The following is a 26,745-nucleotide window of genomic DNA, read 5'->3' on the forward strand; positions in this document are numbered from 1 at the left end:
CTCATGCCGGAGGCCACATGTCCCTTTCCGTTCGCCCGCTCATCCCCTTGCTCGCCCTTGCCCTCGCCGGCACCGCCCAGGCGGCCGACCAGATCTCCGCCATCACGCTCGAACGGGTCGAGGTTTCCGAAAGCACCCTGCGCATGCCGCAGAGCCAGGGCGCGCTGCCGACCACGATCACGGTGATCACCGCCGAGGATCTGCGCCAGCAGTTGGCGATCAACCCGGACCTCTCCGACGCCATCGGCAACCTGCTGCCCTCGTTCGCCCCCTCGACGCAGAAGCTCAGCTCGCGCGGGCAGACCCTGCGCGGACGCAACCCGCTGTACATGATCGACGGCGTGCCGCAATCGAGCCCGCTGCGCAACGGTTCGCGCGATGCCTACACGATCGACCCGGCGATGATCGAGCGGATCGAGATCGTCGAAGGCTCCAACGCGATGCAGGGGCTGGGCGCCGCCGGCGGCATCATCAACATCATCACCAGGCGTGCACCGAAGCAGGATGGCGTGCGCCAGGAAGTCACCGCCAACGCCAGCGCGCCCACCCGCGGCGGTAACGGCCTGGGCTACGGCGCCTCGTACCTGCTCGCCGCGCGCAGCGGCGCGTTCGAGCTGGTCGCCGGCGCGGCGTGGCGCGAGCGCGGCATGTATTCGGACGCCAAGGGGCGGCTGATCGGCGTCGACGGCACCCAGGGCGACCTGATGGATTCGGCGAGCACCGACGGCTTCCTCAAGCTCGGCTACGACTTCACCGACACGCGCCACCTGCAGCTCACCGTCAACCGCTTCGACCTCAAGGGCCACGGCGACTACACCGCCGTGTCCGGCGACATGGCCAACGACCTGCCGACCACGTCGGTACGCGGCAAGCAACCCGGCGACGCGCCGCGCAACCGCGTGCTGACCAGCAGCCTCGACTACCGCGACACCGCGCTGGCCGGCGGCGAGCTGCGCGCCCAGCTCTACCACCAGAAGAACCGCGAGCTGTTCGGCGGCGGCACGTTCGGCACCTTCCAAGACCCGGCCTATGGCCCCGGCCTGCTGTTCGACCAGTCGCAGAATGTCTCGACCAAGGACGGCGCGCGGCTGTCATGGGCACGGCGCGGCCTGCTCGACGACACGCTCACCGTGCTGGCCGGCGCCGACGGCTACCGCGACACCACCTTCCAGGAACTGACCCACACCGGCCGCCACTGGGTGCCGGACAGCACCTACACCGGCTGGGCGCCGTTCCTGCAGGCCGAATACTGGCCGCTGCGGACGCTGTCGCTGTCCGGCGGCCTGCGCCGCGAGCACGGCACGCTGGACGTGCCCACGTTCCAGACGCTCGCCTTCTACAACGCCGTCACCGTGCAGGGCGGCAAGCCCAGCTTCAGCAAGACGCTGCCGAACTTCGGTGCGGTCTGGTACCTCACCGGCCAACTCAACCTGTTCGCCAGCTACGCCGAGGGCTACACCCTGCCCGACGTGGGGCGCGTGCTGCGCGCGATCAAACAGCCCGGCCAGAGCGTGGCCGACTTCCTCGACCTGAAACCGGTGGTGTCGGACAACCGCGAGACGGGCGTCGAGTATCTCGGCGAACGCGCGGGGGCGCGCCTGAGCTACTACGTCTCGCGCTCGCGGCTGGGTTCGGTGCTGGTGTTCGACGCGCCCAACCAGGTCTACAACGTGATGCGCCAGCGCGTGTCCATCAGCGGCTGGGAGGCGCGCGCGAACTGGCAGTCGCTGGACGGCACCCGGCTGGATGCCTCCTTCGCGATCAACCGCGGCCGCTCCGACCGCAACGGCGACGGCAGGATCGACTCGGACCTGGACGGTGCCAACATCGCGCCCAACCGGCTCAACCTGTCGTGGACGCAGCGCTGGAACGAGGCCTGGTCGAGCTACCTGCAACTGAGCCACCTGTACAGCCGCGACTTCAGCACGCTGGGCCAGCGCACGGCGCACTTCGACGGCTACGGCACCGCCGACGCCTACCTGAAGTGGCACAGCGGCAGCGCCGGCGACTGGACGCTGGGCGTGCAGAACCTGGCCAACGAGCAATACATCAACTACGTCTCGCAGACCGTCGGCGACGACGACTCGTACTTCGCCGGCCGCGGCCGCGTGGTCTCGCTGACCTGGCAGCAGGCCTTCTGAAGTGTCCGCCGCCGCGACCACGATCGAGGCATCCGCGCGCCGCGCCGACGCGGTGCGGTACTGGCTCAAGCGCCTGCACCGGTGGGTCGGCCTCAGCGTCGGGCTGATCTACGCGCTGATCGCGCTCAGCGGCAGCGTGCTGGTGCTGCAGGGTCCGCTGCTGCGGCTGCTGCATCCGCCGCTGGCCGCGCATGCGTTGCCCGACGCGGCGGCGCGCGCGGCCGTGCTGACGCGCATCACGCGCGAATGGCCGTCCAGAGGACTGCGCGGCGCCGATCTGCCGACCGCCGGGCTGCCGGTATGGCAGCTGTATTTTTCCGACGGCTCACGGCGCTACCTCGATCCCACCAGCGGCGACCTGCTGCTGACGCGTGCACCCGGCAGCGACCTGCTGCTGACCTTGCGCGACTGGCACACCCACCTGCTCGCCGGGAAAACCGGCGAGGCCGTGCTGGGCGTGCTTGGCTGGCTCATGCTGGGGCTGCTGCTTTCCGGCGTGTGGCTGTGGTGGCCGGGCCGGCGGAACCTGCGCGGCAGCCTGCGCCTCCATACCCAGCCACCGGCACGGCGCTGGGTCAGCTGGCATCGCAGCATCGGCGCGCTCAGCCTGCCGTTGCTGCTGCTGGTGACCCTGACCGGCACCTTGATGGTCTACGGCAAAGGCACCCGACACGTCCTGCAGACGCTGTTCGCGGATGCGCCGGCCACGCCGACGCCGGCCCGCATCGCACCGCGCCCGCAGGCGATCGACTGGGCGGCGGTGCTCGACGCCGCGCAGCACGCTCTGCCGGGCGCCGAATTGCGCCGCATCGCGCTGCCCTCGGCCAACGACGGCCGCGTGACGATCCGCGCGCGGGCGCCGGGCGAATGGCATCCGGTCGGGCGCAGCCGGGTGTGGCTCGATCCCTACCGGGCCCAGGTGCTGGGCGCCGTCGACGCCACCGCCGAGGGCACCGGCGCGCGCATCAGCAACGCAGTTTATCCGCTGCACGCCGGCAGCGTGGGCGGCCTGGCCGGGAAGCTGCTGGTGCTGCTGTGCGGCCTGCTGCCGCCATTCTTTCTGGTGACCGGGTTCCTGTTCTGGCGCACGCGCCAGCGGCGCCAGCGCCGATAAGCCAGCGCCGATAAGCGATCCCGGAGGCCGTCGGCGCGGCCGTTTCCGCGATTCACCTACAATGGGCGGATGCAAATCGGCCCTTACCTGATCGACCCGCCGCTGGTGCTCGCCCCGATGGCGGGTGTCACCGACAAGCCGTTCCGCCTGCTGTGCAAGCAGCTGGGCGCGGGCCTGGCCGTGTCCGAGATGACCAGCGCCGACCCGTCCCTGTGGCAGACGCGCAAGTCGCTGCGCCGGATGGATCACGCCGGCGAACCCGAGCCGGTCAGCGTGCAGATCGCCGGCTACGATCCCGCGATGCTGGCCGAGGCGGCCCGCTTCAACGTCGCCAATGGCGCGCAGCTCATCGACATCAACATGGGTTGCCCGGCGAAGAAGGTGTGCAACGTGTGGTCCGGTTCCGCGCTGCTGCAGGACGAGCCGCTGGTGGCGCGCATCGTGAAGGCGGTGGTGGACGCGGTGGACGTGCCGGTGACGCTGAAGATCCGCACCGGCTGGAACCGCGACAACAAGAATGCGCTGAACATCGCGCGCATCGCCGAGGATGCCGGCATCGCCGCGCTGGCCGTGCACGGCCGGACCCGCGCCGACAAGTACGAAGGCGAGGCCGAGTACGCCACCATCGCCGCGGTGAAGGCAGCCGTGCGCATTCCGGTGCTGGCCAACGGCGACGTCTGCACGCCGCAGCAGGCGAAGCACGTGCTCGCCGTCACCGGCGCCGACGCCGTGATGATCGGCCGCGGCGCGCAGGGCCGGCCGTGGATCTTCCGCGAGATCGCCCACTACCTCGTCACCGGCGAACTGCTGCCCGAGCCCGAACCGGCCGAAGTCGCCGCAATCCTGCTCGGCCACCTCGAACACCTGCATGCCTTCTACGGCGAACCGGCCGGCGTGCGCATCGCGCGCAAGCACCTGGGCTGGTACGCGAAGGACCGTCCCGAGAACGCCGCGTTCCGGCAGGTGGTCAACCGCGCCGAGACGGCCAGCGAACAGTTGCGGCTCACCCGCGACTACTTCACCGCGCTGGCGAGCGGTCTGGCCATGGCGGCCTGAGCGCGCAGGCAGTCACCGCGGCAGCTGTCCGCGCAAACCGCCGTCCATCTCAGGCCATCGCGCGTTCCAGATAACGCTGGCGCTTGCGCGGTCGCAGGCATTCCAGATCCACTTCGATCAGGCCATCGATGGAGCCGCTGAACTCCGGGTCCACGCCGAAAGCGAGGAAGCGCGCGCCGCCGGCTTCGCACAGTTCGGTGTACTGCTTGTACAGCGTCGGCACCGAGGTGCCGAGCCGGGCCAGCGCGGTTTTCATCGCCTCGAACGCGGCGGCGATGTCGAGTCCGTCGAAGGTCGGTGCCGGCGCCGCGAAGGCGAACGGCCGGCGCGCGCTGGCCAGCGTCCGTTCGCTGCCGTAGAAACGCTGGTAGTAGCCGACCACCTGCTCGCTGGCATGCCGCGGCAACGCCGCGCTGATCGACACCGCACCGTAGAGGTAGCGCACGCCCGGGTGGCGCCGCAGGTAGGCGCCGATGCCTTGCCACAGGTAATCGAGGCTGCGGCTGCCCCAGTAATCCGGCACCACGAAGCTGCGACCCAGCTCCAGCCCGGCGGCCAGCCGCGGCACGGCCGCGTCGGCGTAGCGGAACAGCGAGGCGGTGTACAGGCCGGCCAGTCCGGCGCGGGCCAGCGCCTCGGCGCCGCGCATCACGCGGTAGGCGCGGGCGATGCGGCCGGCCTGCGCGTCCCACACCAGGATGTGGTCGTAACTGGCGTCGTAGCGGTCGAGGTCGCGGCTGCAACCGGTGCCCTCGCCGACCTGGCGGAAGGTCAGCTCGCGCAGGCGGCCGATCTCCTGCAGCAACGGCGAACCGCCGGCATCGCGCGCCAGGCGGATCTGCTTGCCGTCGCTGGTGGCGCCGAGCAGCTCGGTCGCGTCCACGGCGCGCGCCAGTTCGCGCGCGCCGATGGCCGGCGCCAGCGGCAACGGGCCCACGGGTGCGGGCGTTTCCGCGCGGCCGGCGGCATCCAGCGCGTGGCGGACGCGCCGCACGGCCGCGTGCTCGCCTTCGCTCTCGCCGATCGTAAGCAAGTCGCCCACGTGCAGGTGCAGCGGACGGCGGTGGCGGGTGAACATCTCGCGCGCCAGCAGCGCCGCCGATGCCGGCCGGCACAGCGCCGACATGCCGTAGAACAGCGCGGAATTGCGCGCCTCGACACGCACCGGCAATACCGGCGCCGACGCACGCCGCGCAAAACGCAGGAAGCCGGCGCGCCAGCGGCCATCGCGCACGCCGCGCAAACCCAGCCGCGACACCTCGCCGGCGGGAAACACGATCACGCATTCGCCCCGGCGCAAGGCACGTTCGACCCGGCGCAACTCGGCCACGCCGGCGGCGCCGCCGAACACGCGCACCGGCAGCAGCAGTTCCGCCAGCGGTTCCACCAGCGCCAGCACCTCGTTGGCAAGCACCCGCACGTCGCGCCGCACGCGTCCCACCATGTCCAGCAGGGCCAGCGCATCGAGCGCGCCGCAGGGATGGTTGGCGACCACCAGCAGCGCCCCGTGCGCGGGTATGCGCGCCAACGCGGCGGTGTCGACCTCATGGCGCGGTTCCAGTTCGCGCAAGGCAGCCGCGACGAAGGCCAGTCCGCGCAGCTGCGCATGTTCGGCATGGAACGCGTCGATCCGGCCGAGACCCGACCAGCGCGCCCACCACCGCAGCAAGGTCGCCGCGAGGCGCCCGCGCCGACCGCGAAACCAGCGTGGATAACGCTGCCGCAAACGCTGCTCGATGGCTTGCATGTCACGCCCCTCGCGTTGGCCTGACGCCAGCTTGCGGAGCTTCGGCGACACCACGATTGCCCCGCTGCGACAGCGGCGTGACAGCCGTGGCGTCGACCCACTCCGCCACGACACGCAGGCCATGCCTGCGTTAGGCTCGGGATTGCCGTGCCCGCATCCGGACGTCCGAGGAGTACCGATGAGAAAACGCCTGTGGCCGCTGTGCCTGCTTTCCCTGCTGGCGCTGATGTCCGTCAGCGGAGTCCGCGCTGCCGGCCAGACCATCAAGGTCTACCCGATCGCCGCCGGTACCGCCGCGACGGTGACGCCGGCCACCGAGCTCAAGCGGGCGAACCAGCCACTGCTGGTCGGGGTGAAGGTGGCGCCGCCGTTCGTGATCGAGGACCACGGCCACTACAGCGGCCTGGCGATCGACCTGTGGCAGGAGATCGCCGCCGACCACGGCTGGAAATACGTCTACCGGCCCTACGACCTGGACGGCCTGCTGCAGGCGGTCAGCGACAGCAAGGTGGACGTGGCGCTGGGCGCGATCACCGCCACCGCCGCGCGCGAACAGCGGATGGATTTCGCCCACCCGATCACCAGCTCGGGCCTGGCCGTGGCGGTGCGCGGCGGGCAGACCGCCGGCTGGCTGGCGGTGGCGCGGGCACTGGTGTCGCCGGCCTTCCTCAAGGTGATCGGCTCGCTGACGCTGCTGTTGCTGGTGGTCGGCTTCCTGGTCTGGCTGCTCGAACACAAGCGCAACCCGGAGCAGTTCGGCGGCAGCCGCCGCCAGGGCATCTTCTCCGGCTTCTGGTGGGCGATGGTGACGATGACCACGGTCGGCTATGGCGACACCGCGCCGCGCACGGTCGGCGGACGCATCATCGGCCTGGTGTGGATGCTGGCCGCGCTGCTCATCGTGTCGTTCTTCACCGCGGCGATCACCAGCGCGCTGACCGTCGGCCAGCTCAGCGAGCGCATTCGCAGCGCCGCCGACCTGGGCGGCATGCGCATCGCCAGCGTGCCGGACAGCACCAGCGCCAGCTGGCTCGACCGCGAGCAATTCGACTACACCAAGGCCCGCGACGTCGATGCCGCGCTGGCGGAGCTGGCCGCCGGCCGCGTCGACGCCGTGGTCTACGACGAACCCCTGTTGCGCTGGAACATCCGCCGGCACTTCCGCGGTCAGCTGAAGGTGCTGCCACTGCTGCTGGAGCGGCAGGATTATGCTTTCGCCCTGCCCACCGGCAGCCGCCTGCGCGAACCGATCGACACCTCGCTGCTGCAGCGGATCAACGCGCCGGACTGGCCGCAGCGGCTGGACAAGGCCTTCGGCGCGACCGGCCAGTGAACGGACCAACGCGCGACGCCAACCCGTTCGGCCGTCCATACGGCTGAACGGAAACCCACCCCCGCCGCGCCCCGCGGACGGGGAGGCTGCAAAGTCGAAGTGGTCGATGTATCATGCCCGACCTCTTTTATCTTTCTATCCGTACAAAGGGATATAAACCGCGATGTCCAACTACCTGTTCACCTCCGAATCGGTCTCCGAAGGCCATCCGGACAAGGTCGCCGACCAGATCTCCGACGCCGTGCTGGACGCGATCATCGCGCAGGACCCGCGCGCCCGCGTGGCCTGCGAAACCATGGTCAAGACCGGCGTGGCGATCGTCGCCGGCGAAATCACCACTGGCGCCTGGATCGACCTCGAGGCGATCACCCGCAAGGTGATCCTCGACATCGGCTACGACTCCAGCCACGTCGGCTTCGACGGCGCCACCTGCGGCGTGATCAACCTGATCGGCAAGCAGTCGCCGGACATCAACCAGGGCGTGGACCGCAAGAACCCCGAAGACCAGGGCGCCGGCGACCAGGGCCTGATGTTCGGCTACGCCACCAACGAGACCAAGGATTTCATGCCGGCGGCGATCTACTACTCGCACCGGCTGGTCGAGCAGCAGGCGAAGATCCGCAAGCGGAAGAATTCGCCGCTGCCGTGGCTGCGCCCGGACGCCAAGAGCCAGGTCACCCTGCGCTACGAGAACGGCGTGGCCACCGCGATCGACGCCGTGGTGCTGTCGACCCAGCATGACCCGTCGGTCAAGCAGAAGGACCTGGTCGAGGCCGTGCGCGAGCACATCCTCAAGCCCGTGCTGCCTGCCAAGCTGATGCACAAGGCCACCAAGATCCACATCAACCCGACCGGCAAGTTCGTCATCGGCGGCCCGGTGGGCGACTGCGGCCTGACCGGCCGCAAGATCATCGTGGACACCTACGGCGGCTGGGCCCGCCACGGCGGCGGCGCGTTCTCCGGCAAGGACCCGTCCAAGGTCGACCGCTCGGCCGCCTACGCCGCGCGCTACGTGGCGAAGAACATCGTCGCCGCCGGCATCGCCGACCGCTGCGAGGTGCAGGTGAGCTACGCGATCGGCGTGGCGCATCCGACCTCGATCTCGGTCACCACCTTCGGCACCGGCAAGATCAGCGACGAGAAGATCGAGAAGCTGATCCGCAAGCACTTCGACCTGCGTCCGTACGGCATCCTGCAGATGCTCGACCTGATCCACCCGATGTACCAGCAGACCGCCAGCTACGGCCACTTCGGTCGCACCCCGCAGGTGGTCAAGGACGCCAACGGCAAGTCCTACACCACCTTCTCGTGGGAAAAGACCGACCGCGCCGAGGCGCTGCGCAAGGATGCGAAGCTGTAACAACGGACCCGCGGGCAAATTCCGCACGCTCACCGAAACAGGCCGCCTCCGTGCGGCCTGTTTTGTTTTAGGCTGGCCAGGGGCCCGCTTGGGTGGATCCCCCGGATCATCCGCCCCGTACGACCTGACGCCGACGACTTCCAGGATTTCCCAGCCGCATGACATCCCGCCACAGATGCACGCCATGGGTCCGGAGCGAGGTCAAGCCAGCCCCATGCCCGGCCGATAACCGCCCATGACGAGAGACGACCCGACCCGGCACGACGCGGAGCATCCCAAGCGTGTCGTGCTGATGGTGGTGTTGATCCTGAGCTGGGTCAGCACGCTCATCGCATGGACCCTGCTCGAGTGGCGTGGCGCGTCATCGACTGCGCTGCGCGCGGTGCTTGGCGCGAACATCGTTTTCCATCCGGTGATGTTCGTCATCGTCCGCCAGCGCCTGCTGACGCAACGCATCATCGACACCAGTTGCCTGGTCTTTGCCGCCGTCATCTGCGCCGGCTGCATGGTGTTGCGGCTGTATTTTCCCGTGTACGGAGCCCGCATCGACCTCAAGCCGCTGTATCTGTGGATCCCGGTCATCTATGTCCTGGCGTTCATGCTCACCAGCCACAAGACCGGGCTGAGGATCTCGCTGGCGGTCCAGGCGCTGTTGCTGGCGATCAGCCTGCCGTACCTGATCCACCACCCCGAGCAGCCCGACGGCAACTTCACCATCCAGCTGCACATCGTGTCCGCCGTGCTGGTGGCGGCGCTGTACTTCTTCTCCAGCTACCAGCAGCGCCTGCAGATCGCACAGCTCACCGTCGACGAACTGGGACAGCTGGCCAACACCGACGTGCTCACCCGGCTGCCCAACCGGCGGCGGCTCGCGGAGATCCTCGAGTTCGAGCTGGTGCGCTTCGCCCGCTACGGACGCGCGTTCGCGCTGATCATGGTCGACGTCGACCACTTCAAGAGCATCAACGACCGCTTCGGCCACAAGGTCGGCGACCAGGCGCTGCTGGCGCTGGCCATCCGCGCGAAAGAAACGCTGCGCGACGTGGACACGCTGGGGCGCTGGGGCGGCGAGGAGTTCGTCGTCATCCTGCCGGAAACCGGCCCCGCCGACAGCCTGCGCAGGGCCGAGGCCCTCTGCGCCCACATTGCCGCGCAACCGCTGATCGGGGAGCTCGCCATCACCATCAGTTGCGGCGTGGCCAGCGTTACCGCCGGAGACACCGCCGAGAGCCTGTTCAAGCGCGCCGACATGGCCCTCTACGCCGCCAAGCAGCAGGGACGCAACCGGGCCGAGGGCGTGAGATCCGCGGCACTGCTGGGCAAGGATGCGGAGCTGTAGAAGCGAACCCTGTGCGCGAGCATCGCGCACCGGACGAAACGGGCCGCCTTGCGCGGCCCGTTTCGTTTCTCCGTCGCACGCCCTCACCGTCCCGCGGCACGACGCGCACCGGCGCGATCATCGCGGATTTCTTTGCCGCCGCGGGCAGCATTGCCCTACGCCCATCCGCGCGCCGCACCGATTCCACGCCCGTTCCGCCGGACTCATGCTGAACTTTCCACCAATGCAGATCGCAAGGAAGCCGCATGCCTTCAGTCCCGCGCCGCCACCATCCCTTTGCCCTGACTGCCGTGCTTCTGCTGGCGCTGGCGCCCCCGCTCGCTGCGGCGCAGACCGGGCAAATGGAAGGCGAGAACCTGCTGATGTCGCTCCCCGACGGCTTCGTTCCCGCCTACCACAATCAAAAGGGTTCCGTGGCGATCTCCGAGATGATCCCCAGCGGCGAGACGCTCGATCACTGGAGCGAGATCCATACGATGCTCGTCCTCTACGGCGGCGGTAACCTGCCGATCGATGCCTATGTCGAGCGCGTGGGGCAAAGCTTCCGCAAGGATTGCGACATGGCCGACACGGTTCCGATCGCCAGTGGCACCGAGAACGGCTACAAGTTCGCGTTCTGGCTGCAGACCTGCTCGTACTTCGACCGGAAGAAGCCGCCGGAAACCACCTGGTTCAAGATGATCAACGGCAACGACAGCAGTTATGTCGTGCAGCACGCGGTGCATGCCGAGCCGACCACGGAGCAGACCGTGCGCTGGGCCCGGTACTTCGCCACGGTCAAGGTTTGCGACTCGCGCATTCCCGACCGGGCTTGCCCGCACGTCCAATAGCCGGCCCGGGCGCCGCCGGTCACGCCGCAACGTCGCTGCCAAGTACAATGGGCGGATGTCCCTTATCCAATTGCAACGCGTCGACTTCAGCATCGGCGGCCCGCTCCTGCTCGAACACGTCGATCTGTCGATCGAGGCGAACGAGCGGGTGTGCATCGTCGGCCGCAACGGCGAAGGCAAATCCACCCTGATGAAGCTGATCGCCGGCGAGCTGCACGCCGACGACGGCGAGGTGCGCATCCAGAACGGCGTGGTGGTCGCGCGGATGGCGCAGGAAGTGCCGCAGGGCACGGCGGGCAGCGTGTTCGACGTGGTCGCCGAAGGGCTGGGCGATCTCGGTCGGCTGCTGGCGCGCTACCACCACCTGTTGGCCGAAGGCGACTTCGACGCGCTGGGTGACGTGCAACACGAGATCGAGGCGCAGCACGGCTGGGACCTGGACCGCCGCGTCAGCGACGTGCTGACCCAGCTCGAATTGCCCGGCGAGACCGACTTCGCCGCGCTGTCCGGCGGCATGAAGCGCCGCGTGCTGCTGGCGCAGGCACTGGTGCGCAAGCCGGACGTGCTGCTGCTGGACGAACCGACCAACCATCTCGACATCGAGGCGATCGGCTGGCTGGAAACCTTCCTCAAGCAGTTCGCCGGCAGCATCCTGTTCGTCACCCACGACCGCAGCTTCCTGCGCGCGCTGGCCACCCGCATCGTCGAGATCGACCGCGGCGCGCTCACCGACTGGCCGGGCGACTACGACAACTACCTGCGCCGGCGCGAGGAACGCCTGCACGCCGAGGCGCAGGCGAACGCGCTGTTCGACAAGAAGCTGGCGCAGGAAGAAGTGTGGATCCGCCAGGGCATCAAGGCCCGGCGCACCCGCAACGAAGGCCGCGTTCGCGCGCTGAAGGCGCTGCGTGCGGAACGTGCGCAACGCCGCGAGCTGGGTGGCAACGTGAAGATGACGGCGGCCAGCGCGCAGGCTTCGGGCAAGAAGGTGATCGAGCTCAGGCACGTGCACCAGGCCTACGACGGTCGCGTGCTGATCGACGACCTCACGACCACCGTGATGCGCGGCGACCGCATCGGCATCATCGGCCCCAACGGCGCCGGCAAGAGCACCCTGCTGAAGATCATGCTGGGCGAACTCACCCCGCTGCGCGGTACCGCCGAGCTGGGCACCAACATCGAAATCGCCTACTTCGACCAGCACCGGCTGCAGCTCAACGACAAGCTCAATGCGCTGGACAACGTGGCCGAGGGCCGCGAGTTCATCGAGCTCAACGGCCAGCGCAAGCACATCATCGGCTACCTGCAGGATTTCCTGTTCTCGCCCGAACGCGCCCGCGCGCCGATCACCCGCCTCTCCGGCGGCGAGCGCAACCGCCTGCTGCTGGCCAAGCTGTTCGCGCAGCCGTCGAATCTGCTGGTCATGGATGAACCGACCAACGACCTCGACGTCGAGACGCTGGAGCTGCTGGAAGAACTGCTGACCGACTACCAGGGCACCCTGCTGCTGGTCTCGCACGACCGCGCCTTCCTCGACAACGTGGTCTCCAGCACCCTGGTGCTGGAAGGGGAAGGCCGCATCGGCGAATACGTGGGCGGCTACAGCGACTGGCTGCGCCAGCGGCCCACCGCACGCAGCACCCCGGCCACCGGCAAGGCCGCCGCGCCGGCTCCGACACCTGCGGCGCCCGTGGCGGCAAAGCGCAAACGCAGCTTCAAGGAACAGCACGAGCTGGAGCAACTGCCGAAGCGCATCGAGCAACTGGAAGGCGATATCGCCGCGCGCACCGCGGCGATGAACGAGCCGGCCTTCTTCCAGCAGGACAGCGCGGCCATCGTCAAGGCGAACGAGGCGCTGGTGAAGTTGCAGGCCGAACTGGATGCAGTCTACGCGCGCTGGTCGGAATTGGATGGCTGAGCGAAGCAGGAGTGAGCGCAAAGCAGAGACCTCCCGCTCATGTGCTTTCTCTCGTTTCTCACTCCTCTCCACTCACTTCTCGCCCTTCCTCCCGGCGTATCATTCGGGGATCTTTCCCACGGACTGCCACGCATGTACACGCTCTACTACGCCCCGGGTTCGGCCAACCTGCTGGTGCACCTCGCCCTGCTCGAAATCGGTGTCCCGCACGAGCTCAAGCGCATCGATCTCGACAAGGGCGAACAGCGCAGCGCCGCGTACCTGGCGATCAACCCGAACGGCGTGGTGCCCACCCTGCTGGTCGACGGCCAACCGCACGGCGAGGCGGCAGCGCTTGCCTTGCTGCTGGCCGAGAGGCATCCCGAGGCGGCACTGACGCCCGTCCCCGGCAGCGCGCAGCGCGCCGACTACCTGCAATGGATGCTGTACTTCGCCAACAACCTGCAGCCACTGTTCCGCCAGTGGTTCTACCCCGGCGAACACCTGGCCGACGGTGCCGACACGATCAAGCAGGCCGCCCGCGCCGGCATCGAAAAATGCTGGACGAAGATCGACGCCCATCTCGCCGCGCATGGCCCGTACATGCTCGGCGACCGCTTCAGCGTGGTCGACCTCTACGCCCTGATGCTGATGCGCTGGTCGCGCAACATGCCCAAGCCCGCCACCGAATGGCCGCAGCTGGCCGCACTGGCCACGCGCCTGAAGGCACGGCCGTCGTGGAAACAGGTCTGCGATGCCGAGGGCCTGATCGAGTGGGCCTGAGTCCATGAGCGACGCCCCCGGCACGGACGCCTGGGCCGTCTACCTGCTCGAATGCGCCGACGGCCGCGTCTACACCGGCATCGCCCGCGACCCCGAACAACGCTACGCGAAACATCTCGCCGGCAAGGGCGCCCGCTTCACCCGGTCCAACCCGCCGAAGCGATTGCTGGGCTGGGTCTGGGTCACCGACCACGGCGATGCATTGCGACTGGAAATGGCATGGAAGAAGCTGCCGCGCGCCCAGCGCATCGCAGCGCTGCAGGCGAGCCTCGATCCGTAGGGGCGGGCACTGCCCGCCGCACTTTGCCGGAGCCGGCGGTCACTACCCTCCATACTTTTGGTCATCCCGCCCCGAGGCATCGCCAGCTAGTGGGCCTCCTGCGACAGCGGACGGTTGGGTAGCCACAGTTTCGCGATGGCGCCTGCGCCGTCGCGGGCGGTGAGGCTGACGCCACCTTCGTGCGCTTCGGCGATCTGCCGCACCAGGGCCAGGCCGATGCCGGAGCCGCCGGGCTTGGTGGTGAAGAACGGCACGAACAGGTTGTCGCTGGCGGGCAAACCCGGACCGTCGTCGAGAATGTCGATCAGCGCGCGCCCACCCTCGCTGCGCCAGCGCATCAGCACGGCGCCACCGGTGGACAGGCTTGCTTCAACGGCGTTGCGCAGCAGGTTGATCAGCGCCTGTTCGAGCTGGTCGGGATCAGCCTGCACCGGCAGCGGCGCGCCCTGCTCCACGGTCACGATCATGCGTTGTTCCAGCCGCGCCACCGCCGGCACCAGCACGGCCAGGTCCAGCTCGCGCTTCTGCGGCGGCGGCAACGCGGCGAGCCGGCTGTAGCCGGCCAGGAAACGCGCCAGCGATTCGGCGCGGTTGCCGATCACCTGCAGGCCGCCGCGTGCGTCGTCGCGCCAGTCCTCGGCCAGCGGTTCGCGCGCGATCAGGGTGGCCAGTGTGCCGGCCAGCGAGCTGATCGAGGCCAGCGAGTTGTTGACCTCGTGGCCGAGCACGCGCAGCAGGCGTTGCCAGGCTTGGCGTTCTTCTTCGCGCAACACCCGGCCAACATCATTGATTACCAGCAACTGGCCGCTGCGGCCTTCGTTGCGCAACGGCGAATGGCGGATGTCGAAGCGGCCGCTGCGGCCGGGGAATGTGTGCCGCACCACCTGTGCCGACGGTGCGGCCAGCAGCGCGTCGAGTGCCAGCTCATCGGCGCGGCGGCCGATCAGCGCGTGCCGCTCGCCGGCGAGCAGGCGCTGCGCGGCCGGATTGAGCAGCCGCAGCCGCGCTTCGTGGTCGAACACCAGCACGGCGCTGTCCAGCGCAGCCAACGTCTTGCCGAGCAGGCGCGCGGAATCCTCGAACTGCAGGCGCTCCTTCTGCAGCCGATCGGCCAGTGCGTTGATGTCGTAGATCGCGTCGCCGAGCACGCCACCCCGCACGCCGCGCATGCTGTAGTCGCCCTCGCGCAGCGCTTCCAACAAGCCGGCCAGGGTGTACAGCGGATACACCACGCGCCGGTGCTGCCAGCGCGCGATCGACGCGGTGGCCACCACGACCACAAAGACCAGCAACCAGCACAACGCACGCCCGGGCACGCCGGCCAGCAACAACACGGCCACGCCGAGCAGGGCCGGCAGCGCCACCAGCCAGTTGCCCAGCAGCACGCGCCGCTCGAACGCGGGCAGGCGGCCGCGGCGGCGGGCGGAATCAGTCGGCATCGTCGGACGAGGGATCGCGCAGCCCGTACTTTTCCATGCGCCGGTACAGGGTCTGGCGGGTGATGCCGAGTGCGTCGGCGGCGTGCTGCAGGTTGCCGCCGTGGCGTTCCAGCGCCCGCCGCACCAGGTGCGCCTCGGCCTGGTCGATGGTCATGCCATCGATACCGGACGCGGATTCCGCCCCCGCCGAGCCGGGACCGAAGGCCAGCGCCGAGTCGCTGACCAGGTCCTGCTCGGCCAGCAGCGCGGCGCGTTCCATCAGGTGGCCCAGTTCGCGCACGTTGCCCGGCCAGCGCCACGCCAGCAGGGCGCGCTCGGCCGACGGCGCCAGCCGCAGGCCGTGGCGGCCGTAGCGCGCCGCGCTGCGTTCGAGAAAGCAGCGCGCCAGCGGCAGGACGTCGTCGCGACGCTCGCGCAACGGCGGCAGGTAGATCTCCAGCGTGTTGAGGCGATACAGCAGATCCTTGCGGAAACGGCCGGCCACCACCTCGGCGGCAAGATCGGCATTGGTCGCCGAGACCAGCCGCACGTCCACGCTTTGCGTGCGCGAGGAACCAAGCCGCTCGAACTCGCCATCCTCCAGCACGCGCAGCAACTTCGGCTGCTGCGACGCCGGCACGTTGCCCACCTCGTCGAGAAACAGCGTGCCGCCGTCGGCCAGTTCGAAGCGGCCGATGCGCTCGCTCTTGGCGTCGGTGTACGCGCCGCGCACGTGGCCGAACATCTCCGACTCGAACACGTTCTCGGCGATGCCGCCCATGTTGACCTTGACCAGCGCTTTCGCCGCGCGACGCGACTGCGCATGCAAAGCCTGGGCGATCACGCCCTTGCCGGTACCGTTTTCACCCAGCACCAGCACATTGGCGTCGCTGGGAGCGACCCGGGCCACCAGCTCCATCACCCGCCGCATCGCCGGCGACTCGGCGATCAGCGCCTCGCCGCCGCCGCGCAACAATGCGTTCTCCGCTTCCAGCCGACGCTGCCGTCGCGCACCTTCGCCCAATGCAATCTGCGTGCGCACGATGCTGAGCGCACGGGTGTTGTCCCACGGTTTCTCGATGAAATCGCCGGCACCGCGGCGCAATGCATCCACCGCCAGCGGCACGTTGCCCCACGCGGTCATCACCACCACCGGCAACTCCGGCGCGTGCTGGCGCAACGCATCGAGCAGGGCCAGGCCCTCCTCGCCCGAGGTCGTGTCGCGGGTGTAGTTGAGGTCGATCAGCGCGCAGCTGAACTCGCGCTGGCGCACCGCCTCCCGCGCCGCCGTCGGGCCGTCGACGCCGACGCTGGCGATGCCCTCGGACTTCAGCAGCAGGCGCAGCGCCTCGCGCACGTCGGCCTGGTCGTCGACCAGCAGCACGAGGGGATGGGTTTCGCGTGTCATGTCTTCCAGCATAGGGTAGGAGCCCGCTCGCGGGCGATGCTTTTGGCGGGCGATCGAAAGATCAAGCGCATGGCTCGCGAGCGGACTACTGCAAGAAGCATCGCGTCACTCGTAGCGCAGCGCGATCGCGGGGTCGACGCGCAGCGCGCGCAACAGCGGCACCAGCGAAGCGATCAGCGCCACCAGCAACACGGTCAACAGGACCGGGGCGAACACCCGCGGATCGTGCGCCTGCGTGTGCAGCCCGGGATCGGCCAGCAGCGCCGACCACAGCCATGCCAGCAGCAGGCCGATGCCCAGCCCCAGCCCGAGCTGCCACAGCAATTGCCGCCCGACCTCGCGCACGATCGCGCGGCTGCCCGCACCGATGGCACGGCGGATGCCGATCTCGCGGGTACGCTGGGCCACCGAGAACGCCAGCACGCCATACAGTCCCGCGCCGGCCAGCAACAGCGCGACCAGCCCCAGCGCGCCGAACACGGTACTGAGCACGGTCAATCCCGCCCGCGCCTCGGCCATCGCGGCGGCCTGGCTTCGCACGCCGTACACCGCCGCCTGCGGCTCGACCGCGTGCACGGCATCGGCCAGTTGCTGCGCGGAAACGCCGCCGGCGACGTGCGCGCGCACCGCCAGGCCCACGGCATGCAGCGGCAACTGGCCGGCCGACTGGTCCAGCGGCAGCAGCAGGCCCGGTCGCGGCTTTTCCAGCACGCCATCCAGCTGCAACGGCTCGATCACGCCGATCACGGTCAGCGTGGCGGCAAACGGACGGCCGGGCCACAACACCAGCTTGCGGCCCACGGCGTTGTCGTGCGGCCACATCGCGGTCGCCATCTTCGCGTCGACCACGGCCACCGGTGCGCTGTGCGCACGGTCGCGCGTGTCGAAGAAGCGGCCTGCCCGCAGGTGAACGCCGTAGGTCCCGAGGAAATGCGGATCGACGATACCCATCTGCGCGCGCGGCCAGCCCTCCGCGGGCTGCGGGTGGCCCGGCAGCGAGACGTCCTCGTGGCTGCCCAGCACCGCGCCGGGCACGGTATCCGATCCGGTGGCGTCGACCACGCCCGCATCCTGGCGCAGGTGTTCGCCCACCGCGTCGAAAAAGCGGATGCGCCGCGCATCGTCGGTGTAGCTGGCCGCCGGCAGCATCACATCGGCGGTGAGCACCTGCGTCGCATGCGCCGCACCGGCCACCGGCTGCGACAGCACGCTGCCCACCGCGCGCACGAAGGTGCCCGCCCCCACCAGCAGCACCACGGTCAGCGCGACTTCCGCCACCACCATGACCCGGGCCACGCGGGCGAAGCCGGCACCCGAACCCTTGCCGCCGTCGCGCAGCACGTCCTGCAGGTCGGCGCGCGCGGCGCGCCAGGCGGGGATCACGCCTGCCAGCGCGGTGCTCAGCACGGCAGCCACGAAAGCCGCCACGAGCACCCGGCCGTCGAGGCCGAAATGATGGAAGGGCGCGGCGCCCGACGCATCGTTGAAGTACACCGAGACGATCCAGCGGTTGCCCCAGTGCACGATCGGCAGCGCCACCGCCAGCGCGGCCAGGCTCAGCAGCAGGCTCTCCGTCAGCGCCGCAGATACCAGTCGCATCCGACTGCCGCCCAGGGCGCCGCGCAGCGCCAGCTCGTGACGCCGCTGCAGGGTCTGCACCAGCTGGAGGTTGGCCACGTTGACGCAGGCCAGCAGCAGCACCAGCGCGGCGGCGCCGAACATCAGCCATACCCACTGGCGCATGTCCTCCGGCACAAAGCTGAACTTCCACGGTTTGAGCGTGACGCCACGGGTGTGCTTCCCCGCTGGCAGCGCGGCCTGCAGGCGCGCCGCCCACGTGTCCAGCTCCGCGCGCGCCTGCGCCAGCTGGTGGTTGGCCGCCAGGCGAACCACGCCCCACACATCGCGGTGCTGCCCGGGCGGCAGCTTCAGCGGCAGCCAGACCTCGCTGCCGCTGACCGGCATGCGCGCCGCCCTTGCCGGCAGCACGCCCACCACGGTGGCCCACTCGCCATTGATCCGCACCGCGCGGCCGGCGATGTGCGGATCGGCCTTGAAACCACGCCGCCACAGGTTCTCGCCCAGCAACACCACGTCCGCGGCGCCGGGCGCCTCGTCCGACGGCAGCAGGCCGCGCCCCAGCAGCGGCGTGACGCCCAGCAGCGGCATCATCGAGGCGGTCACGCGGCTGCCCGGGTAGTACGTCGCGCCGCCGTTTTCCTCCACGCCGGCGCCGATGGGGACGTAGGCACCCACCTCGTCGGCGCTGCGCAGGCCGTCGCGCAGGGCCAGGTACTGGTCGCTGTCGAGGCTGCCGATGCCGTTGCCGCTGTGCGACGGTTCGCCCAGCGCCATGAGGCGTTCGGGATGCGGTACCGGCAACGGTTCGAGGATCAGCGTGTTGACCAGGCTGAACAGGAACAGCGTCACCCCCAGCCCCACGCCCAGCACCGCCACCGAGAGCAGCGCATAGCCGGGCCGCCGCGCCAGCCGTCGCCAGGCCTCGCGAAGTTCGCGCACGATCATCGTCACTCTCCCCTCAAGGCACGCATCGGCGCCACGCGTGCCGCTCGCAGCGCCGGCAACAGGCAGGCCAGCAAGCCGGCGAACGCAAGCACCACGCTCACACCGGCCATCACCAGGGGGTCCAGCGCACCGGCGCGGCCAATCAATCCCATCAGCACCTGCGATGCCGCACGTGCCACCAGCCACGCCCCGGCCATGCCCAGCGCCAGCCCCGCCGCAATCTGCAGCAAGCCGCCGCGCAGCACCAGCTCCAGCAGTCGCGAAGGTCTGGCACCCAGCGCCATGCGCACGCCGAACTCTCGTTCGCGCGTGGCCACCGCCACCGCCATCACGGCGTACAGCCCCGCCGCGGCGAGCAGCAGCGCGAGCGTGGCGAACAAGCCGATCAGCCACAGGCTGAGCCGTGCGCTCGCGGTGGTCTGCTGCACGACGTTCCGCATCGTGCGCAAGTTGGCGATCGGCTGCTCGGGCGCGATCTCGGCCAGCGCCGCGCGCACGCCGTCCTGCCAGTCCATCGGGTTGCCGTGGCCGCGCAACGCGAAGCGCAGCGGCTCCAGGTGACGGACCAATGCCATCACCGGATCGGGTACCTGCGCCAATGGCACGTACAGCACCGGTTGCATGGGCTGCAACGGCCCCTTCTGATAGGTGGCGCCCACTACGCCGACGATGTGCAGCGAAACAAGCTTGCCGTCAACGCCTGTCATCTCGATCCGCTTGCCCACCGCATGACCGCCGTAGAACCTGTCGGCCAGATCCTGGCTGACGATGGCCACCTGCTCGCCTCCTGTCGTGTCGTCACGCGAGAAGTCCCTCCCCTTGAGTAACGGGATGGAGAACAAGCGGAAAAAGTCGTCCCCGATACCGTGGTACTGGGACGCGAACTCTCGCCCATCCGGGGTGTGCAGGGTGGTTTGCAGCTGACCCATCATGCCGTTGCTGGCAGGCAGGTTCGTGGTCGCCACGGCGTCGGCGACGCCCGGGATCACGCGCAGCCGCTGCACCAGCCGCCGCGACAGGCCCCACACCGAGGCGACATCCGGGTAATCGGCCCGCACCGGCGCCAGGTCGAAGGTGAGCACATTGCTGTCGGCAAAGCCAAGATGCATCCGCGAGGCGTCATAGAGCCCATGCATGAACACGCCAGCCGCGCACAGCAGCACCGTCGCCAACGCCACCTGCGCCACTACCAGTACGCGGCCCAGCCGCCCGCCGCGCAGACCGATGCCGCTACGGCCGCCCTCGCGCAATTCGTCCACCGTCGTCGCGCTGCGGCTGCGCCACAACGCGAGCCCCGCCGCCAGCAGCGCGCCGAGCATGCCCACGGCGAACGCCAGCAGCCACGCCGAAGCACGGACATGCAGGCGACCGCCCCACAACCACTCGGCGGGAATGAAGCCTTGCAGCAAGGCCAGGCCAGTCGTCCCCAGCGCCATGCCCGCCAGCGCGCCAGCGCCACCGACCAGCAGGCCCTCGCCCAAGGCCGGGAGTATCAGCCGCAACAGCGGTGCGCCCAGCGCACCGCGCACCGCGGCGTCGTGGTTGCGCGACAACGCGCGCAGCAGCATCAGGTTGGCGAGGTTCACCAGCGCAATCAGCAGCACCAGCACCGCGCTGGTCATGAACAGCAGCAGCATCGGCCGCGCGTCCTGCCGCATGACGGACGCCAGATGCAGGGCGCCGAAGCGCGGCTTCTTCCAGTTGCCGCCCATGCCCATGTCGCGGTACATGGTGCGCTCGCGCGCATCGGCTTGCGCCGACACGGCGGCGATGTCGGCACCGGGTGCCAGCCGTGCAAGCGCCAGAGTGCCGTTGTGGCTGTAATCGCGGCTGCCCACCGGCACCGCCGTCGGCAGCACCACGTCGCCCGACCCAAGCACGGTGTTGAAGGCGGCCGGCAGCACACCCACGATGGTGTGCGGCACGCCTTCCACCTGCAGGCTGCGGCCGATCACGCTGCGGTCGCCGCCGTAGCTGCGCAGCCAGAAGCCGTAGCCGAGCATCACCACGGGCGGGCCGTGCGGATGATCCTCCTGCGCATCGAAGTTGCGCCCCAGCACCGGCTGCAGATCCAGCGTGGGCAGCAATCCCTTGTCCATGCGGATCAGCGGCACCTGCGCCGGCACACTCACGCCGGCGACATTCACCATCGAACCCGGCCACCACAACCCCAGCGAGGCCACGCCGTCGAGCTTGTCCAGGTACTGGTATTCGTGGGGCGAGATGCCGCCCACCTGAGTGGTGTCGCGGATCTGGCCCAGCACCACCAGTCGCGACGGCTGCGGTACCGGCAGGGGTCGCCACAAGCTGTTCTGAATCAGCGTGGTTACCGCCACGCTGGCGCCGACGCCGAGCGCCAGCACGCCGCCGGCCAGTAACAGGAAGCCGGGCCGGCGCAGGCTGGCGCGCCACGCGCGCCAGATCTCGGCAAGCCAGACGTTCACGCGCCGACTTCCACGCGCTGGCCGATCAGCGCGTCCAACCGCTGCTCGTCCTCGTGGCGGAGGCGCTCGTAGGTTTCCTCGTCGACCACGCGGCCGTCGAACAGGCGGATCTTGCGCTGGGCGAGTTCCGCGTAGCGCGCGTCGTGGGTGACCATGCAGAGGGTAGCGCCGCCCTTGTGCAGTTCGTCGAGCAGGGCCATCACCGCCTCGCCGTTGCGCGAGTCGAGGTTGCCGGTGGGCTCGTCGGCGAGCAGGATCGCCGGCCGGCCGACCAGCGCGCGGGCCACCGCCACGCGCTGTTGCTGGCCGCCAGACAACTGCGCCGGGTAATGCCGCATGCGATGCGCCATGCCGACGCGCTCGAGTGCTTCCTGCACGCGCTCGCGCCGTTCGGCGGCGCCGATGCCGTTGCGGTAGGTCAGCGGCAGTTCGACGTTCTCCTGCACGCTCAGGTCGCCGATCAGGTTGAACGCCTGGAAGATGAAGCCGATCTCGGCATTGCGGATGCGCGCGCGCTCGGCCGCGTTCAGTGCCGCGACGTCATGCCCGTTCAGCACGTAGCGGCCGGCGCTGGCGGTGTCGAGCAGGCCGAGGATCGACAGCAGGGTGGTCTTGCCGCAGCCGGACGGCCCGGAGATGGAGACGTACTCGCCGCGCGCGATGGACAGATGCACGTCGGCGAGTGCATGGGTTTCCACCTCGTCGGTCTGGAATACCTTGCGGATGCTGTCGAGGGTGATGACGCTAGTTGACTGGTTCATGACGATACCGAGAGACATGAGGAGTGAGGAGTGAGTGGAGAGAAGTGAGAAGTGAGTGAGGAGCATGAGGGTGCGGGCTTTTCTCTCACGCCACACTCCTCTTCACTCACTTCCAACCCCAGTTAGCGCAGGCGCAGGCGGTCATATTTGTCCCACTGGCTGGTGTCGGACAGGACGACCTTGTCGCCGGTTTTCAATCCACGCAACACCTGCACGCGATCGACCGAGGCGCTGCCGATGCGTACCGGTACGCGGGTGGCCGTGTCGCCGTCGGGATCCAGCCGAAACAGGCTGAGGTCGCTGCCGGCGGCAGCCAGCGCGGGACGCCCTACCGACAGCACGTCGTGCAGTTCGGCTATGCGGATGCGGCCGTCGACGGAAAGATCGGGCCGCGCACCCGGCGGCAGCGCGCCGGCGAGCGTGACATCCACCCGCACGCTGCCGTCGCGCACGGCCGGATCGATGCGTTCGACCTTGCCGGCGATCACGCCGTCGTGGGTATCCACGTTCACCGCCATGCCCATCAATACATCCTTGGCCTGCACCTCGGGCACCTGCAATCGTGCGATCAGCACGTCGGTGCGGGCCACCCGTGCCAGGTTGGCACCGGTGGCGACCTGGGCGCCTTCCTGCACAGCCACTTCCTGCAGCACGCCGGCGATGCCGGCGCGCACCCGGAGCGCATCGGCCTGGCGCTGGCGCAGTTGCAGGTTGCTCTGCTGCTGCAGCAGTTTCGCCCGCACCGCATCCAGCTGAGCCTGCATGCTGCCGCCGAACGCCCGCACGCGCTGCTGTTCGACCTGCATGCGGTTCTTCAGCTGGGCCAGGGCGATCTGTTCCTGTTCGTAGCGCACCTCGGGAATCAGATGCCGGGCCACGGCCTTGGCGTCGGCGTCGGCCTTGACCTTGGCCGAGGCATAGTCGGCCTGCGCCTGCGCCTGGGCCGAGCGGTGGTCGAGCAACTGCGACTGCAGTTCGGCGCGCCGGGCGGCCACGTCGGCGCGTGCCGCCGCCACCTGGGCCTGGGCGTTGCGCAGGCTGTCCTGCACTTCGGGGTTGGCGAGGGTCATCAGCACGGTGTCCGGCTTCACCACCGTGCCCGGCCACACCAGGATCCGGTCCACCTGGGCGGCGGTGGCCGCCGCCAGCCAGCGCGAAGTGCGCGGCACCAGGGTGCCGGTGGCGCGGATCTCCTGCAGCATGTCGCCGCGCTGCACGGTATCGATCCACAGGCTGGCACGATCGGCCCGCGGCAACGCCGGTCCGAGGCGCAGCAGCAACACGGCCAGCATCACGACGGGCACGCCGACCGCCGCGGCGAGCAGGAGACGCCGCCGGCGCTTGCGCAGTTTCAAGGTGGGGTTGGCCATGTCCATGGGGCGAGGAGAGCAAGCCCCGTGCCACGGCGCCAAACGCACTCCATGCAGGGATTTCGTGCCATGCGGTGCGCCAGCGTCGTTCGCCAGCGGACACTCGTGTCCGGGTTCGTACGCGCACACCGTGGCGATGCCCCGGACCCGGCGAACCGGGCCACGCCCCGTGCTGCCGGGCTCAGCCGGTATTCTGCAGCCCCTGCGCCACGCCGTTGACGCAGGCGACCAGGGCCTGCAGCAGCGCGTCGTCCTCGCGGTCGCTCTCGCGCCAGCGCCGCAGCAGGTCGACCTGCAGCAGGCTCATCGGATCCACGTACGGGTTGCGCAGACGGATCGAGGCGGCCAGTCGCGGGGCGTCCTGCAGCAGGGTGCGGTGCCCGTTCAACTGCAGCAGCACGCGGCGGGTGCGCTCGAACTCGCCGCGGACCAGGCCGAACATTTCCTCGTGCAGCGGCCCGGACAGGCGCGAGAACGCCTCGGCGATGTCGAGGTCGCACTTGGCCAGCACCATTTCCACGTCGTCCAGCATGTTGCTGAAGAACGGCCAGTCGCTGGCCATCTCGGCCATCGCCTCCTCGCCGAACTCGCGCACGCCGTGGCCCAGCGCACTGCCGAGGCCGTACCAGCCGGGCAGGATCGAGCGGCACTGGGTCCACGCGAACACCCACGGGATCGCGCGCAGGTCCTGCACGCCGCGCATGCTGCGGCGACTGGCCGGGCGCGAGCCGAGGGTCATGCGCTCGATCACGTCGATCGGCGTGGCGCTGCGGAAGTACTCGACGAAGTGCGCGTGTTCGACGAAGGCGCGGTAAGTCTCGCGGCTGGCTGCCGACAACACGTTCATCCGCGCGCGCCATCGCTCTTCGCGCGGATCGTCGGCGCGCGGGCGCAGCGAGGCGCGCAGCACGGCGCTGACGGTCTGTTCCAGGTTGCGCAGCGCCAGCGCGCGGATGCCGTACTTGCGGTGGATCACCTCGCCCTGCTCGGTCACCCGCAACACGCCGGCCACCGATCCGCGCGGCGAGGACATCAGCGCCGGCGCGATGCGTACGCCGCCGCGGCTGGCCGAGCCGCCGCGGCCGTGGAAGAACGCCAACTCGATCCCCGCCGCACGCGCCACTTCCAGCAGCTCCACCTGCGCGCGTTGCAAACCCCAGCGCGAGGCCAGCGTGCCGCCGTCCTTGCCGCTGTCCGAGTAGCCCAGCATCACCCATTGCTGGTCGCCGCGCGCGGCGAGGTGGCGGCGATAGACCGGGTCATCGAGCAGTGCCCGCAAGGTGGCCGGCGCGTTCTTCAGATCGTCCACCGTCTCGAACAGCGGCGCGATGTTGAGCGGCACGTTGTCGTCCTGCACCAGCCCGCCGTAGCGCGCCAGTGCCAGCACCGCCAGCACGTCGGCCGCGCTGCGCGCCATGCTGATGATGTACAGCCCCACCGCCTCGCTGCCGTAACGCCGGCGGGTGTCGCCCAGGGTGGCGAACACGTCGTACAGCGTGGTAACCACCTCGGCATGGCTGATCGCGAAGCGTGCATCGCCGCTGGCATAGTCGCGCAACTGGCGCGTGCGGTCGGCGGCCGGCCGCGCGGCCCAGCCCTCGTCGGTCAGCAGCGCGGCCAGCGCGTCGTCGTGCACGCGCGAATCCTGGCGCACGTCCAGCCGCGCCAGGTGCAGGCCGAAGGTGCGTACGCGCCGGATCAGCCGCTGCACCGCGTAGGCGCCGGCGTGCAGGCCGCGATGGGCGATCAGGCTGTCGACGATCAGCTGCAGGTCGGCCTGCAGTTCGGCGGCCGAGGCATAGCCGTCGGCGTCATCGTCGTGCAGGCTGGCTTCCAGCCGCGCGCCGATCAGGGTGAGCAGGCAGCGATACGGCATGTCGGCGTGGCGCGGGCGGATGCGCTCGGCGGCCCGCGGGAAGCGCTCGCGATAGTCGGCCAGCCGCTGCTGCAACGCCGGCGCCACCTGCACCCGGCTGTCGGTCTGGCTGAGCAGGCGCGCGAGGTTGGCCACATCCGCCACGTAGTGCTCGATCACGTGCGTGCGCTGGGTGGCGAGGCTGGCGGCGATGGTGTCGGCGCCGACGTTCGGATTGCCGTCCATGTCGCCGCCGACCCAGGTGGCGAAGCCCAGCAGGCGCGGCAGCTCGACCGCCACGCCGTAGACCGCCTGCAGAGCTTCGGCCAGCGCCTCGTACAGCGCCGGCACCACGCGGTACAGGGGGTTGGCGAGGTAGAAGCCGACGTGGTGGTGCTCGTCCTGCACGGTGGGGCGGATCGGCGACGCCTCGGCGGTCTGCCAGCCGGCGGACAGGGCCATGTAGATGCGCTCGTCGTCCGCGGCGCGTTCCTGCGGCGTGCGCGCGGGGTCGAAGCCGTCGACCAGCGAGCGCACGATCGCCTGCTCCTTCTCCAGCAGCGAGCGCCGCACCGCCTCGGTAGGATGCGCGGTGAACACCGGCTCGATCCACAGGCGATCGAGCCAGCCCAGCAATTCGGCCGCATCCACGCCCTGCGCCTTCAGCTGGCCCAGCGCATCGAGCAGCGATTCGGGCTGCACCTGGTCGCTTTCGCGCTGGTAGTCGCGGCGGCGCCGGATGCGGTGCACCCGCTCGGCGGTGTTGACCGCGTGAAAATAGGTGGCGAACGCCCGCGCCAGCGCCTCGGCACGGTCGGGCTCCAGGCCGGCCAGCGAATGCGCCAGCTCGTCGGTCGAGGCGCCCTCGGCGCGCCGCCGGATCGCGGCGATGCGCACCTGTTCGACCCGCTCGAAGAACGCCTCGCCGCCCTGCTCGGCCAGCATCCGGCCGACCATCGCACCCAGCCGGCCCACGTCTTCGCGCAGCGGGCCGTCGTGCGGCAGGAATTCGGGCTCGCGATCTGTCTCCACGCCGTGCTCCACGTTGCGGCCAAGCGCCCAGCCTACCGAATCGGCGCGGCC

The 26,745-nt window shown here is 69.7% G+C and carries 18 protein-coding genes; 10 read left to right on the forward strand and 8 right to left on the reverse strand.

What is annotated here, in order from left to right:
• Window positions 1-17 precede the first annotated feature (17 nt).
• From ACVCMB_RS08770 to dusB, 3 genes are all read left to right on the forward strand, one after another.
• Window positions 18-2,141, forward strand: coding sequence for a TonB-dependent receptor (locus tag ACVCMB_RS08770; protein ID WP_447106677.1), 2,124 nt, complete (start codon window positions 18-20; stop codon window positions 2,139-2,141).
• A 1-nt stretch (window position 2,142) separates the two neighbouring features.
• Window positions 2,143-3,255, forward strand: a complete 1,113-nt coding sequence (locus ACVCMB_RS08775) for a PepSY-associated TM helix domain-containing protein (protein ID WP_395120114.1) — start codon at window positions 2,143-2,145, stop codon at window positions 3,253-3,255.
• A gap of 69 nt (window positions 3,256-3,324) precedes the next feature.
• Window positions 3,325-4,311 (forward strand): tRNA dihydrouridine synthase DusB, encoded by a 987-nt coding sequence (gene dusB, locus ACVCMB_RS08780; protein ID WP_447106678.1) that lies wholly within the window; start codon window positions 3,325-3,327, stop codon window positions 4,309-4,311.
• Window positions 4,312-4,360: 49 nt separating this feature from the next.
• On the opposite strand, the gene ACVCMB_RS08785 is transcribed toward dusB, so the two are convergent.
• Entirely contained in the window at window positions 4,361-6,058 is a 1,698-nt protein-coding gene (locus tag ACVCMB_RS08785; protein ID WP_447106679.1) for a lysophospholipid acyltransferase family protein, read from the reverse strand.
• Between the two features lie 178 nt (window positions 6,059-6,236).
• Between ACVCMB_RS08785 and ACVCMB_RS08790 the strand changes: the two genes are divergently transcribed.
• The 7 genes from ACVCMB_RS08790 (at window position 6,237) to ACVCMB_RS08820 (ending at window position 13,880) form a co-directional block, all read left to right on the forward strand.
• Window positions 6,237-7,391, forward strand: coding sequence for a transporter substrate-binding domain-containing protein (locus ACVCMB_RS08790; RefSeq protein ID WP_447106680.1), 1,155 nt, complete (start codon window positions 6,237-6,239; stop codon window positions 7,389-7,391).
• A gap of 163 nt (window positions 7,392-7,554) precedes the next feature.
• Window positions 7,555-8,751: a methionine adenosyltransferase gene (gene metK, locus ACVCMB_RS08795; protein WP_395120118.1), complete on the forward strand. Its 1,197-nt coding sequence runs from the start codon at window positions 7,555-7,557 to the stop codon at window positions 8,749-8,751.
• A 235-nt stretch (window positions 8,752-8,986) separates the two neighbouring features.
• Entirely contained in the window at window positions 8,987-10,090 is a 1,104-nt protein-coding gene (locus ACVCMB_RS08800; protein ID WP_395120119.1) for a GGDEF domain-containing protein, read from the forward strand.
• A 290-nt stretch (window positions 10,091-10,380) separates the two neighbouring features.
• Complete coding sequence (locus tag ACVCMB_RS08805) at window positions 10,381-10,920, forward strand: hypothetical protein (protein WP_395120120.1); 540 nt, start codon at window positions 10,381-10,383, stop codon at window positions 10,918-10,920.
• Between the two features lie 55 nt (window positions 10,921-10,975).
• Window positions 10,976-12,838, forward strand: coding sequence for an ATP-binding cassette domain-containing protein (locus tag ACVCMB_RS08810; RefSeq protein ID WP_447106681.1), 1,863 nt, complete (start codon window positions 10,976-10,978; stop codon window positions 12,836-12,838).
• Between the two features lie 132 nt (window positions 12,839-12,970).
• Entirely contained in the window at window positions 12,971-13,600 is a 630-nt protein-coding gene (locus ACVCMB_RS08815) for a glutathione S-transferase family protein (RefSeq protein WP_447106682.1), read from the forward strand.
• 4 nt (window positions 13,601-13,604) lie between these two features.
• Window positions 13,605-13,880, forward strand: coding sequence for a GIY-YIG nuclease family protein (locus ACVCMB_RS08820; RefSeq protein ID WP_395120123.1), 276 nt, complete (start codon window positions 13,605-13,607; stop codon window positions 13,878-13,880).
• Between the two features lie 86 nt (window positions 13,881-13,966).
• Here ACVCMB_RS08820 and ACVCMB_RS08825 read toward each other — a convergent pair whose 3' ends face one another.
• The 7 genes from ACVCMB_RS08825 to ppc form a co-directional block, all read right to left on the reverse strand.
• Window positions 13,967-15,319, reverse strand: coding sequence for a sensor histidine kinase (locus tag ACVCMB_RS08825; RefSeq protein ID WP_447106683.1), 1,353 nt, complete (start codon window positions 15,317-15,319; stop codon window positions 13,967-13,969).
• A complete protein-coding gene (locus ACVCMB_RS08830; RefSeq protein ID WP_447106684.1) occupies window positions 15,309-16,706 on the reverse strand; it encodes a sigma-54-dependent transcriptional regulator in 1,398 nt (465 codons plus the stop codon). Before ACVCMB_RS08830 ends, ACVCMB_RS08825 begins: the two co-directional genes overlap by 11 nt.
• A gap of 105 nt (window positions 16,707-16,811) precedes the next feature.
• Entirely contained in the window at window positions 16,812-19,232 is a 2,421-nt protein-coding gene (locus ACVCMB_RS08835; protein ID WP_447106685.1) for an ADOP family duplicated permease, read from the reverse strand.
• A 2-nt stretch (window positions 19,233-19,234) separates the two neighbouring features.
• On the reverse strand, window positions 19,235-21,676 hold the full coding sequence (locus tag ACVCMB_RS08840; RefSeq protein WP_447106686.1) for an ADOP family duplicated permease: 2,442 nt from the start codon (window positions 21,674-21,676) through the stop codon (window positions 19,235-19,237).
• A complete protein-coding gene (locus tag ACVCMB_RS08845) occupies window positions 21,673-22,437 on the reverse strand; it encodes an ABC transporter ATP-binding protein (RefSeq protein ID WP_395120129.1) in 765 nt (254 codons plus the stop codon). Before ACVCMB_RS08845 ends, ACVCMB_RS08840 begins: the two co-directional genes overlap by 4 nt.
• Before the next feature lie 122 nt (window positions 22,438-22,559).
• Window positions 22,560-23,807, reverse strand: a complete 1,248-nt coding sequence (locus tag ACVCMB_RS08850; protein WP_447106687.1) for an efflux RND transporter periplasmic adaptor subunit — start codon at window positions 23,805-23,807, stop codon at window positions 22,560-22,562.
• 181 nt (window positions 23,808-23,988) lie between these two features.
• Window positions 23,989-26,694, reverse strand: coding sequence for a phosphoenolpyruvate carboxylase (gene ppc / locus ACVCMB_RS08855; RefSeq protein ID WP_447106688.1), 2,706 nt, complete (start codon window positions 26,692-26,694; stop codon window positions 23,989-23,991).
• Window positions 26,695-26,745: the final 51 nt, after the last annotated feature.

The sequence above is a fragment of the Rhodanobacter sp. UC4443_H10 genome, from assembly GCF_052978325.1.

Bases quoted from the DNA above. Each gene is read 5' to 3' on its own strand.
- dusB (WP_447106678.1), top strand. From the start codon at position 3,325: ATGCAAATCGGCCCTTACCTGATCGACCCGCCGCTGGTGCTCGCCCCG.
- ACVCMB_RS08835 (WP_447106685.1), bottom strand. From the start codon at position 19,232: ATGATCGTGCGCGAACTTCGCGAGGCCTGGCGACGGCTGGCGCGGCGG.
- ACVCMB_RS08785 (WP_447106679.1), bottom strand. From the start codon at position 6,058: ATGCAAGCCATCGAGCAGCGTTTGCGGCAGCGTTATCCACGCTGGTTT.
- ACVCMB_RS08770 (WP_447106677.1), top strand. From the start codon at position 18: ATGTCCCTTTCCGTTCGCCCGCTCATCCCCTTGCTCGCCCTTGCCCTC.
- ACVCMB_RS08815 (WP_447106682.1), top strand. From the start codon at position 12,971: ATGTACACGCTCTACTACGCCCCGGGTTCGGCCAACCTGCTGGTGCAC.
- ACVCMB_RS08845 (WP_395120129.1), bottom strand. From the start codon at position 22,437: ATGAACCAGTCAACTAGCGTCATCACCCTCGACAGCATCCGCAAGGTA.
- ACVCMB_RS08800 (WP_395120119.1), top strand. From the start codon at position 8,987: ATGACGAGAGACGACCCGACCCGGCACGACGCGGAGCATCCCAAGCGT.
- metK (WP_395120118.1), top strand. From the start codon at position 7,555: ATGTCCAACTACCTGTTCACCTCCGAATCGGTCTCCGAAGGCCATCCG.
- ACVCMB_RS08825 (WP_447106683.1), bottom strand. From the start codon at position 15,319: ATGCCGACTGATTCCGCCCGCCGCCGCGGCCGCCTGCCCGCGTTCGAG.
- ACVCMB_RS08790 (WP_447106680.1), top strand. From the start codon at position 6,237: ATGAGAAAACGCCTGTGGCCGCTGTGCCTGCTTTCCCTGCTGGCGCTG.
- ACVCMB_RS08830 (WP_447106684.1), bottom strand. From the start codon at position 16,706: ATGACACGCGAAACCCATCCCCTCGTGCTGCTGGTCGACGACCAGGCC.
- ACVCMB_RS08820 (WP_395120123.1), top strand. From the start codon at position 13,605: ATGAGCGACGCCCCCGGCACGGACGCCTGGGCCGTCTACCTGCTCGAA.
- ACVCMB_RS08850 (WP_447106687.1), bottom strand. From the start codon at position 23,807: ATGGCCAACCCCACCTTGAAACTGCGCAAGCGCCGGCGGCGTCTCCTG.
- ACVCMB_RS08810 (WP_447106681.1), top strand. From the start codon at position 10,976: ATGTCCCTTATCCAATTGCAACGCGTCGACTTCAGCATCGGCGGCCCG.